At 64.4% G+C, this 11,445-nt stretch carries 8 protein-coding genes; all 8 read right to left on the bottom strand.

Going from position 1 to position 11,445, the window contains the following annotated elements:
• Positions 1–19: 19 nt before the first annotated feature.
• The gene (truB, locus tag AWB82_RS35280) at positions 20–943 is read right to left on the bottom strand and encodes a tRNA pseudouridine(55) synthase TruB (RefSeq protein WP_086973895.1); all 924 of its coding nucleotides are present in this window, start codon (positions 941–943) and stop codon (positions 20–22) included.
• Positions 944–1,321: a 30S ribosome-binding factor RbfA gene (rbfA, locus tag AWB82_RS35275; protein WP_086973894.1), complete on the bottom strand. Its 378-nt coding sequence runs from the start codon at positions 1,319–1,321 to the stop codon at positions 944–946.
• 96 nt (positions 1,322–1,417) lie between these two features.
• Positions 1,418–4,411: a translation initiation factor IF-2 gene (gene infB, locus AWB82_RS35270; protein ID WP_086973893.1), complete on the bottom strand. Its 2,994-nt coding sequence runs from the start codon at positions 4,409–4,411 to the stop codon at positions 1,418–1,420.
• Positions 4,412–4,504: 93 nt separating this feature from the next.
• The gene (gene nusA, locus AWB82_RS35265; RefSeq protein ID WP_086973892.1) at positions 4,505–5,980 is read right to left on the bottom strand and encodes a transcription termination factor NusA; all 1,476 of its coding nucleotides are present in this window, start codon (positions 5,978–5,980) and stop codon (positions 4,505–4,507) included.
• Positions 5,977–6,435, bottom strand: coding sequence for a ribosome maturation factor RimP (gene rimP, locus AWB82_RS35260; protein ID WP_086973891.1), 459 nt, complete (start codon positions 6,433–6,435; stop codon positions 5,977–5,979). The genes nusA and rimP overlap by 4 nt, the downstream gene beginning before the upstream one ends.
• Positions 6,436–6,811: 376 nt before the next feature.
• Positions 6,812–8,713: a 23S rRNA pseudouridine(2605) synthase RluB gene (gene rluB, locus AWB82_RS35255; protein ID WP_200818278.1), complete on the bottom strand. Its 1,902-nt coding sequence runs from the start codon at positions 8,711–8,713 to the stop codon at positions 6,812–6,814.
• Positions 8,714–8,844: 131 nt separating this feature from the next.
• Positions 8,845–9,795: an SMC-Scp complex subunit ScpB gene (gene scpB, locus AWB82_RS35250; RefSeq protein ID WP_086973889.1), complete on the bottom strand. Its 951-nt coding sequence runs from the start codon at positions 9,793–9,795 to the stop codon at positions 8,845–8,847.
• 353 nt (positions 9,796–10,148) lie between these two features.
• A complete protein-coding gene (locus AWB82_RS35245; protein WP_086973888.1) occupies positions 10,149–11,384 on the bottom strand; it encodes a pyridoxal phosphate-dependent aminotransferase in 1,236 nt (411 codons plus the stop codon).
• Positions 11,385–11,445 lie beyond the last annotated feature (61 nt).

Below are 11,445 nucleotides of genomic sequence, written 5' to 3'. Positions count from 1 at the left end.
CTGATCAACCGGGCTCTTTTCATTGCGCCGCGACGATAAGTCGTTCCGGCGCCAGCACGCCCTCGCCCGCGCGCGCCACCCCGAGCAAGCGGCCGCCTTCCTGCGCGTAGACACGCACGCGACCTTCTTCGAGACCGGTTTTCACGACGTCGGCGAGCTTCAGACGCTGGCCGTGCAGGAAGCGTTGGGTCGCTTCGTCGTTCAACTGGACCGCGGGAAACGTGGACAGGAGCGCATCGACGGGCTGAAGCCGCTCGTCGCGCTCCGCTTCGCTCAAGCTCGCGAGCCGATCGAGCGTGACCGCGTGTTCGAGCGTCAGCGTGCCGACACCCGTGCGCCGCAACGCCGTCAGATGCGCGCCGCAACCGAGCGCCTCGCCGATGTCTTCTGCCAGCGTGCGCACATAGGTGCCCTTGCTGCAGGTCACGCGAAACGTCACGAGCGGCAGCGCGCACGCGATCAACTGCAACGCGTGAATCGTCACCTGTCTGCCCTCGCGCTCGACCGTCTGACCCGCGCGCGCGTATTCGTAGAGCGGCTTGCCGTCGCGCTTGAGCGCGGAGTACATCGGCGGGATTTGCACGATGTCGCCCAGGAACCGCTTCATGGCTTCGACGACCGCGGTTTCGTCGCACGTCACGTCGCGCGTATCCACTGCTTCGCCTTCGGTGTCGCCGGTCGTCGTGCGGATGCCCAGGCGCATTGTCGCTTCGTACGTTTTATCGGCATCGAGCAGGTCTTGCGAGAACTTCGTCGCCTCGCCGAAGCACAGCGGCAGCAAGCCCGTCGCGAGCGGATCGAGCGTGCCCGTGTGGCCCGCCTTCTTCGCGAGATAAATCCGCTTCGCCTTGATGAGCGCATCGTTGCTCGACAGCCCGAGCGGCTTGTCTAGCAGCAGCACGCCATCGAGCGTGCGGCGCGGAATTTTCGGACCGGCCTTCACTCACGCACCTTCTTCGTCATCTTTCGCGCGCGACGCATTGGCTTCATCGATCAGGCGCGACATTTCGACGGCCTTCTCGATCGTCTGGTCGTAATGGAAATGCAGCGTCGGCACCGTATGAATATGCAGGCGCTTGAACAGCATATTGTGCAAATGCCCCGCCGCATGATTGAGCCCTTGCTCGGTCTGCTTGGGGTCGCCCGTCAGCGTCGTGAAGAAAACCTTCGCGTGCGCGTAGTCAGGCGTGAGCTCTACGCTCTGAATCGTCACGAGACCGATGCGCGGGTCTTTCACCTCGCGCATGAGGTCCGAGAGATCGCGTTGGATCTGATCCGCAATCTGAACGTTGCGGTTCGGGGATGTCCGTTTTTTAGCCATGATGTCGTTTCCGTATTCCTTTTCGCGCCGCCTGAAAGAAAAAGGGCGGAGCGGGCCGCAAGGCCCACCCCGCCCTTCCATTCGGCGGCTAGCGCATTACAGCGTGCGAGCCACTTCCGTCACTTCGAAGACTTCGAACTGATCGCCTTCCACGATGTCGCTGAAGTTCTTGACAGACATACCGCACTCGAAGCCCTGACGCACTTCCTTGACGTCGTCCTTGAAGCGCTTGAGCGAATCGAGCTCGCCGGTGTGAATCACGACGTTGTTGCGGATCACGCGCACCGACGAAGAACGCTTCACCACGCCGTCCGTCACCATACAACCGGCGATGAGACCGATCTTCGGCACGCGAATCACCTGACGCACCTCGACCATGCCCGTCACCGTCTCGCGCTTCTCCGGCGAGAGCATGCCGGACATCGCCGCCTTCACCTCATCCACAGCGTCGTAGATGATGTTGTAGTAGCGGATATCGACGCCGTTCGACTCGGCCAGCTTGCGGGCTTGCGCATCCGCACGCGTGTTGAAGCCGATGATGACCGCCTTCGACGCCGCCGCAAGGTTGACGTCCGATTCGCTGATCGCGCCGACCGCGCTGTGTACGATCTGCACGCGCACTTCGCTGGTCGACAGCTTCTGCAGCGACTGGACCAGCGCTTCCTGCGAGCCCTGCACGTCCGCCTTGACGATGAGCGGCAGGTTCTGCACTTCGCCTTCGGCCATCTGTTCGAGCATGTTCTCCAGCTTCGCGGCTTGCTGCTTGGCCAGCTTGACGTCGCGGAACTTGCCCTGACGGAACAAAGCGATTTCGCGCGCCTTGCGCTCGTCCGGCAACACGATGACTTCCTCGCCCGCCGCCGGCACTTCCGACAGACCCTGGATTTCCACCGGGATCGACGGACCCGCCGTCTTCACGGACTTGCCGGTTTCATCCAGCATGGCGCGAACACGACCGTACGCGCTGCCCGCGAGAACCACGTCGCCGCGGTTCAACGTACCCGATTGCACCAGAATGGTCGCGACCGGGCCCTTGCCCTTGTCCAGCTTGGCTTCGATCACGAGGCCCTTGGCGGGCGCATCGACCGGCGCGGTCAGTTCCATCACTTCGGCTTGCAGCGACACGTTTTCCAGCAGGTCGTCGATGCCCTTGCCGGTCTTCGCCGACACTTCGAGGAACGGCGAATCGCCGCCGTACTCTTCAGGCACCACGCCTTCCGCGACGAGTTCCTGCTTCACGCGGTCCGGGTTGGCGTCCGGCTTGTCGATCTTGTTGATCGCGACGACGATCGGCACGCCGCCCGCCTTCGCGTGGGCGATCGCTTCCTTCGTCTGCGGCATCACGCCGTCATCGGCCGCAACGACCAGAATGACGATGTCGGTTGCCTTCGCACCGCGTGCACGCATGGCCGTAAAGGCTTCGTGACCCGGCGTATCGAGGAAGGTAATGACGCCACGCGGCGTTTCGACGTGGTAAGCGCCGATATGCTGCGTGATGCCGCCCGCTTCGCCCGCCGCCACTTTAGCGCGACGGATGTAGTCCAGCAGCGAGGTCTTGCCGTGGTCGACGTGACCCATGACGGTGACGACCGGCGGACGCGGCAACTTCTCTGCCGTTTCCTCGGTGGTTTCGCCTTCGATCAGCAACGCTTCCGGATCGTCCAGCTTCGCCGCGACCGCGCGATGGCCCAGTTCCTCGACGATGATCATCGCCGTTTCCTGATCCAGCACCTGGTTGATCGTGACCATCTGTCCGAGCTTCATCATCACCTTGATGACTTCCGAAGCCTTCACCGACATCTTGTGCGCGAGGTCCGCCACCGAAATGGTTTCCGGCACGTGCACTTCGCGGACGATCGGCTCGGTCGGCGCCTGGAACGACGTCTGGTCCTGATGCTTGCCGCGACCCTTCGGGCCGCCGCGCCAGCCGCGATCGACACCGCCGCTCGAATCGCCACGCGTCTTGATGCCGCGCCGCTTCGATGCGTCGTCCTGCCAGCCGCCCTTGCCACCGGCCTTCTTCTTGTCGCCAGCGCCTGCCGGAGCCGTCGATGCGGGAGCCGCTGCGCCTGCAGCCGGCTTCTTCGCCGCCGCGGGACGTGCCGCCTGCGCGCCTTCCGGCCTCGCGGGCTTGTGCAGCGTACCCTTCGCCTCGGCAGCCTTCGCCGCTTCTACCGGCTTCGGTGCGGGCGCGGGTTCCGGCGCCTTCACCTGCGCCTTGCGCGGGGTGTTCATCATTTCGCGGATCGCGCGAGCTTCGGCTTCCGCCGCCGCACGACGCTTCGCGATGGCTTCCTGCTCGACACGCGCCTTATCGGCAGCCGCGCGCGCATCTTCCTCCGCCTTCTTGGCGGCTTCACGCTGCGCCGCACGTTCGCTCGCGGCCTTTTCTTCCGCTGCCTTTTCGGCAGCTTCGCGCTTCGCGTCGTCGTTCTGCTTCGCGTCTTGCTTCGCTTCCGGCTTGGCTTCCGCCGTGGCCTGAACGCGCACCTCTTGACGCGCGGTCTGCGCCGCACGCGAGATTTCCGCTGCCTGAGCCGCGGCCGCCGCACGGCGTGCCGCCTCTTCTTCCTGTTTGCGACGCTCGGCTTCCGCTGCTTCCTCGCGGCCGCGGCGCTCGGCTTCTTCAAGCTCGAGCTTCGCCTGACGCTCCTTCAGCTCGCGCTCTTCGCGCTCGAGCTGCTCGGCGGCGTGGCGCGCTTCTTCCTCGCGGCGCTGCAGTTCGGCCTCGTCGACTTCCGGCTCTTCGACGTGATTCGGCGCGGCCTCGGCTTGCTCCACACCGGCTTCGTCGCGCTTCATGAAAACACGCTTTTTGCGCACCTCGACCTGAATGGTGCGAGCTTTACCCGTTGCGTCGGACTGTTTGATTTCCGACGTATGCCGGCGGGTCAAAGTGATCTTGCGCTTGTCGGCGTCGGCGGAACCGTGCGACTTGCGCAAATGATCGAGCAGACGCGCCTTGTCCGTCTCGGACAGGTCGTCGTTCGCGCTCGCTTTCTGGACGCCAGCCGCCTGCAACTGCTCGAGCAGGACGCCCGCAGGCATTTTGAGTTCCGCGGCAAATTGGGCTACGTTGTTACTCGCCATTCATTCCTCTTGATGCAAGGACCAATCCTTGCGGTTAGATCGGGGTCACGCGGCCAAACAGGCCGCCAAATATCAGTGCGCCATGGTCATTTCTCACTGGAACCAGTGTTCACGTGCTTTCATGATCAACGCCTTAGCGGCATCCTCTTCCATCCCGGTCATTTCGACCAGTTCATCAACTGCCAGCTCCGCGAGGTCGTCGCGGGTCTGAATCTGGTGCTCGGCAAGCTTCGCCAGCAACTCGTTGTCCATGCCGTCGAGGCTCTTCAGATCGAGCGCGACGCCTTCCACTTTCTCTTCGTTGGCGATCGCCAGCGTGAGAAGCGCGTCGCGCGAGCGATTGCGCAGCTCGTGCACCGTGTCTTCGTCGAACGCTTCGATTTCGAGCATTTCGTTGAGCGGCACGTAGGCGATTTCTTCGAGGCTCGTAAAGCCTTCGTCGATCAGGATGTCGGCGACTTCCTCGTCCACATCCAGACGCGCCATGAACAGGTCGCGCAACTTGCCACGCTCTTCGTTCTGCTTCAACGCGGACTCGTCCGGCGTCATGATATTGATTTGCCAGCCGGTGAGTTCGCTTGCGAGTCTCACGTTCTGGCCGGCGCGGCCGATGGCGACGGCGAGCTCGCTCTCATCCACGACGACGTCCATCGAATGCTTTTCTTCATCGACGACGATCGACTGGACGGCTGCCGGCGCGAGGGCGCCGATCACGAACTGCGCGGGATCTTCCGACCATAGCACGATGTCGACGTTCTCGCCACCGAGCTCGTTGCGCACGGCCTGAACACGCGAACCGCGGATGCCGACGCAAGTGCCGATCGGGTCGATGCGCTTGTCGTAGGCGATCACCCCGATTTTCGCACGCACGCCGGGATCGCGCGCAGCCGCCTTGATTTCCAGCAGGCCTTGCTCGATTTCCGGCACTTCGAGTTCGAACAGCTTCATCAGGAACTCGGGCACCGTGCGCGAGAGTTCGATCTGCGGGCCGCGCGCCGTTCGGTCGACCTTGGCGATATACGCACGCACGCGGTCGCCCACGCGCAGGTTTTCCTTCGGAATAAGCTGGTCGCGGCGCAGCAGCGCTTCGACACGCCCCGATTCGACGATGAAATTGCCCTTGTCCAGGCGCTTCACCGAGCCGGTCATGATCTTTTCGCCGCGTTCGAGGAAGTCGTTCAGAATTTGCTCGCGCTCGGCGTCGCGCACCTTCTGCAGGATCACCTGCTTGGCCGCCTGCGCGCCGATACGGCCGAATTCGATCGACGGAATCGGCTCTTCGATGAACTCGTCCACCTCTGCGTCGGGCTTTTGCTCCTTCGCTTCGAACAGCAGAATTTCCTGATCCGGCTCTTGCAGGCCGGCCTCGTCCGGCACCACGCGCCAGCGGCGAAACGTTTCATGCTCGCCGCTCTCACGGTCGATGGCGACACGGATATCCACGTCTTCCTCGAAGAGCTTCTTCGTTGCCGAAGCAAGCGCAGCTTCCAGCGCTGCGTACACGACGTCCTTGTTGACGTTCTTTTCGCGTGCCAGCGCATCCGCCAGCATCAATACTTCGCGACTCATTGTTTGCGGCTCCTAAAGTCAACCTTGGGGACGAGACGTGCCTTATCGAGGTCCGCGAGCGTGAAATCGAGCATCGCGGCGCCGTCCTTCCCTTCAAATTCCAATCCGATCTTTTCGCCGTCAGGGGCGTGCAGGATGCCACGGAACGCCTTGCGCCCGTCCAGCGGCTTCTTCAATGTAATGGCCACTTCGCTCCCCGCGAAGCGCTCGAAATCCACCAGCTTCTTGAGCGGGCGGTCGAGCCCCGGCGACGATACTTCGAGCCGGTCGTAGTCGATATTCTCGACTTCAAACAAGTATTGGAGCTGACGGGTGACTTTCTCGCAGTCTTCGATGGCGATACCAGCCGGCTGGTCGATGTAGATACGTAGCATGCCGCCTCCCGAACGCTCGAGATCGACAAGCTCGTAGCCCAGGCCCGTGACCGTGGTTTCTATCAATTCCGTCAGTTGCACAGTAACTCCAAGGTGTTCGCGCGCTCCACGCCAAAACACCTGCGGGCGAGCGCCTTCATGCGGGCGCGCACCCCTGCTCCCGAGATGCCGAACCGAAAAGCCAAAAAAAAGTGGGCGCAACGCCCACATTTTTCAACCAAGGTCGCACTCAGGGCAAAAAGAAAAACTACGTGCCCAGCGACTTCGTGATTTTAGCCATTTTTCAGGATAAACGCAAACGTAACGCGCACTTTCGCCCCCGTTGAGCCCGGTTTCACGCCGGTTTGTCTCTTCGATCACGAAGGGCGAAGCGCGGGCTTTTTTTTCACCGGAAGTAGGGTCAGCCTTCGCACCCGCCTCCCAGCGACGTCTTGGCATTTCTTTACGATTTCCGCGCTCAACGGCCGCGTGTGCGATTGCGCGTGCCACGGCCAGCGCCGCCAGACTTGTTCTGCCCCGCACCCTGCTGCCCGCCGCCGCCGCCCTGGCGATTGCCCCGCGGCGCGTTGCCACCGGCGGCACGCTTGCCTGCGCCGCCCGCACCCTGCGGTCCGCCTTGCGAACCAGCGCCGCGCGGACCTGGCCGGGCGCCGTTCGCGCGATTGCCGTTCGGCTCGTTGCCCATGCTGCGGTTGCCGTTCGGCTCGCGTCCACCGCGACGGCCCGCGCCGCCCGTGCCGCCCGCGTTGCCTGCGCCACCCGTGTTGCCGCCGAATCCGCCCATGCCGCCGAGACCGAAGCTGCCCGGCTGGCCGCGCCGGCCGCCGCCGCGGGCGGGCGTCTGCTGCTGCGCCATGCGCGAGTGCGAGCTAAGCACCGGTTCGCGCGTGATGAAGCCCATCGAGGTCTGCATCGGATCGGGTTGCACGCGCGGCGCGGCGCTACGTCCGCCTTTCTCGGCCGTCGGCACTTTCAGCCCGACCGACTCCATCAGGCTGCGCACCTGATTGTCTTCGAGTTCTTCCCAGCGGCCGCGCTTAAGCCCACGCGGCAGCGCGATCGGACCATGACGCGTGCGAATCAGGCGGCTCACCATCAGTCCAGCCGCCTCGAACATGCGTCGCACTTCGCGATTGCGCCCTTCGGCCAGCGCGACGTGATACCAGTGATTCGTGCCTTCGCCGCCGCCATCCTGGATGCGCAGGAAGTTGGCGGGACCGTCGTCGAGCTCGACGCCTTTCAGCAGCTTTTGCTTCATCCCCTCGGATAGCTGTCCGACCACGCGCACGGCGTATTCGCGCTCCACGCTGTAGCGCGGATGCATGAAGCGGTTCGCCAGATCGCCCGAAGTGGTGAGCAGCAGCAAGCCTTCCGTGTTGAAGTCCAGACGCCCGACCGCGAGCCACTTGGCGGTTTTCATCGACGGCAATTTGTCGAACACGGACGGACGGCCTTCCGGGTCCGCATGGCTGACGATCTCGCCCGTCGGTTTGTGATACAGCAGGATGCGCGGCGGCTTGCTCGCGAGCTTGCGCCTGACGGGTTTGCCATTGATGCGCACCTGATCGGTCGGCATGATGCGCTGGCCGATGTGCGCCGGCTCGCCATTCACCGACACGCGGCCGGCGATGATCAGCTCTTCCATGTCGCGGCGCGAACCCATGCCCGCGTCGGCGAGCACCTTGTGCAGCTTCGGCGCGTCTTCGTCCGGTTCCAGCACGCGCTTTTGCTGCGGGGCGTTGCGGCCGCGTCGCAGCATAGGGGCCTGCACGCCGGACAAGCCATTGTCGGCGTCGAAGGCCGGCGAGGTCACGTAGGCGAACACGTCGTCGACGGCGGCGGCCGCCGCGCTCTCGACCGTCGCGGGCCCGGCATCGCTGCGCCTGTCGCGCTTTTGCTGCGGCGGGCTCTTGCGCCGGCCGCCTTCACGCGGCGCAGACGCGGCGGTCTGCCCGACCGATTCACCCGCTGCTTCGACACCAGCTTCACGTGCTTCCGCGCGCGGGTTCTTGCGGGCGCGCGGGTTCGTCCCTTCGCTCTTGCGCGGCTTCGCGGCCGGGTCCTTGCGCGGCGTGCGTACTTGCGCGGCGACGACGCCATCGGGCGGCGTCTCGTTCACGGCGCCGGGTGCGCCCGGCGCAGCGTCGGCGCCCTTGGTCTTCGCGACAGCGCGACGCCGTGCGATCAGGCTGCGCGGCCCGCGGCGCAGTCCGCGACGCGGACGGTCATCGCCCTCGCCGCCTTCGTCGGCGGCGCGGTCGGTGCGGGTGCTCTCGCCGGCATCGGCCGACTCAGGTGCGTCCGCGCCGTGCACGGGGCGCGCAGATTCAGGCGAATCGCTGTCGTGGGAGTGTGTCAAAACAACCTCAAATGTCGAATCGCGCGCCCGTCGCGGGCGCGTCTAAAAATCCGCTGATGGGTCCGGCTGGTCATCTCGAAATGATCTTTATGGAGAGCCGGATTGCCAGATCAGGGGCTATGCAATTTGCGTCAGGCGCGGCGCGCCGTCGGTTCTTCGGAGTCGTCGTCCAGTTCGGCTTCGTTCGATGGACTCGCGACTTGTTCGTCTTCACGCGGTATCGGCGCGGGCGCATCGTGCGCGGCGCTCAAAGGTTGAGCGTGAGTCCCGGCCGTCGATGCGGCGCGCTCGTCGAGCGCATCGGCATGTTCCGTTCCGAGCCTTTCCTGCTGTTCTTCTATCTGTTCTTGCTCTGCCGATACTTCGGTCGCGCTCTCATCGCTGACCGATGCTTCGGTTTCCACTGTGTCGGCCGATTCGAGCGCTTCAACGGCGAAGACCTGCGCGGCGGCATCGTGTTCCCCGTGATGCGTTGCTTCCGGCACGACGTCCCCCGGCTGCGCGTCGCCGGCGACGCTGTCGGGAAATTCGATCGAATGCTGCGCAAGCAACGCGGCTTCGAACTGAGCCGACGGATTGTCCAGCGCGGGCAACTCGTCAAGCGCGGTCAGGCCGAGGTCGTCGAGGAACTGCTTGGTCGTCGCGTACAGCGCCGGGCGGCCCGGCACGTCGCGATGACCGATCACCTCGATCCAGCCGCGGTCCTCCAACTGCTTCACGATCTGCGTGTTCACCGTCACGCCGCGAATCTCTTCGATGTCGCCGCGCGTCACCGGCTGCCGATAGGCAATGATCGCCAGCGTTTCGAGTACGGCCCGCGAATACTTGGGCGGCTTTTCCGGATGCAGCCTGTCGAGATAGGCCCGCATCGCAGGCTTGCTCTGAAAACGCCAGCCGGAGGCAAGCGCCACGAGCTCGACGCCGCGTCCCGACCAGTCGGCCTTGAGCGCTTCGAGCAACGTGCGAACGGTATCCGCCGAAATGTCATCGGCGAACAGTTTGCGCAATTCATTCAGCCTCAACGGTTCCTGCGCGCAAATCAAAGCAGTCTCGAGGACGATCTTCGCCTCTTGGGTATTCATGCAGCTTGGGTCAACCCTGTATGGTCAATGATTCAATTCAATTCGAGCTTGCGCAGAACCGAACGCTACCAAAATGGTGCGAATGATAAAGCTGGACGCGGAGTTTCAAGACGCGCTCGCCCGATTGTAATCGGTCATATTGATTGGGAGCACGCACCGGGGAGAGGCGGTAAAGGGCGATCGGTGAGCGAACGCCGGGCCATCCCAGCCGGACGAGGTGGCGCTTTCCTAGGCGAAAGCGCGTGACTGAGCGCCATATTACGCAAAAACAACCGGGGCGTAAAGGTGATCGATTGATCGACATCCGGCTCACTCGACGCCGGTCATACGCGGCCGGCGTCGATCGGCATGACTCAAACGACGGCGCGCGCCGTCAGGAACCGCCGCAGGCGATCGACGCCCGCGTCGAGCCGCGCGGGATCGCAGGCGTAGCACCAGCGCACGAAGCCCTCGCCTTCCGCGCCGAAAGCGCTGCCCGGCGCGAGTCCGAGACCGGCTTCGCGCACGAGCGATTTGCACAGTTCGAGACTGCTTTGCGCGCCCGGGAGCGAAAAGAACAGATACATCGCGCCGTCGGGTGTGCGCACGTCGACGCCCTCGATCGTCTGCAGCGCCCGCACCAGATGATCGCGGCTCGCGTGAAGATCGGCGACGAGTGACTGCGCGAAACGCTCGCCCTCTTCCACCGCGACGACGCCCGCCTCCTGCACGAACGAAGGCGCGCACGACGTGTTGTATTCCACAAGCTTGCCGAGATCGTCCATCAATTGCGTCGGCGCGACGAGCCAGCCGAGGCGCCAGCCGGTCATCAGCCACGCTTTCGAGAACGAATTCACCGCGATCACGCGTTCGTCGCGCGCGGCGAGATCGAGAAACGAAGGCGCGACGCGCGCGTCGTCGCCGTAGTAAAGGCGCTCGTAGACTTCGTCCGCGACAATCCAGATGCCGCGACGGCGGCAATGCGCAAGCACGGTGCGCTGCTGATCGCGCGTCATCGTCCAGCCGGTCGGGTTGTTCGGCGAGTTGATCATCAGCATGCGCGTGTCGGGCGTGAGCGCCGCGAGCAGGCGGTCGAGATCGAGCGTCCAGCCGCGCGGGCCGTAAGTCAGCGAAACGGTCTCGACGCTCGCACCAAGAATTTTCGGAATCTCGACGAGATTCGGCCACAGCGGCGTCACGGCGACGACGCGATCGCCCGCGCCGACGACGAGCTGCGCCGCGAGCATCAGCGCGTTCACGCCGGCGCTCGTCACGGCGATGTGCGCGGGCGTCGTCGCGCCGTGCAGCGCGCTCACGTAGCGGCTGAGCGATTCGCGCAGCGGCGCGATGCCGAGATTGTGGGTGTAGAACGTGGCGCCGTCGGCGAGTGCGCGGCTGGCGGCGTCGCGGATGAACTGCGGCGTCACGCGATCCGATTCGCCGAACCAGAACGGCAGCACGTCGGCGACGCCGAAGCCCGCGTTCGCGACCTCGCGGATCTGCGACGGCCGCAACGCCCGCACGGCGTCGCGCGCATTCGGCGCACCGGGCTCGTGCGCGCCCGCTAGCCGGCTCAGTTCGCTGACCACCGCTCCTTCCGATTCACTCATCGCTCGCCCCGTCGTCTTGTCTTAAAAATTGAAGTCTAACGCGCGCGCCGTAGCTTTCGAG

The sequence above is a fragment of the Caballeronia glebae genome, from assembly GCF_001545035.1.
GTDB lineage: Bacteria > Pseudomonadota > Gammaproteobacteria > Burkholderiales > Burkholderiaceae > Caballeronia > Caballeronia glebae.
The sequence above is the reverse complement of the archived record's forward strand: the minus strand, read 5'-3'. Positions and strand labels throughout refer to the sequence as shown.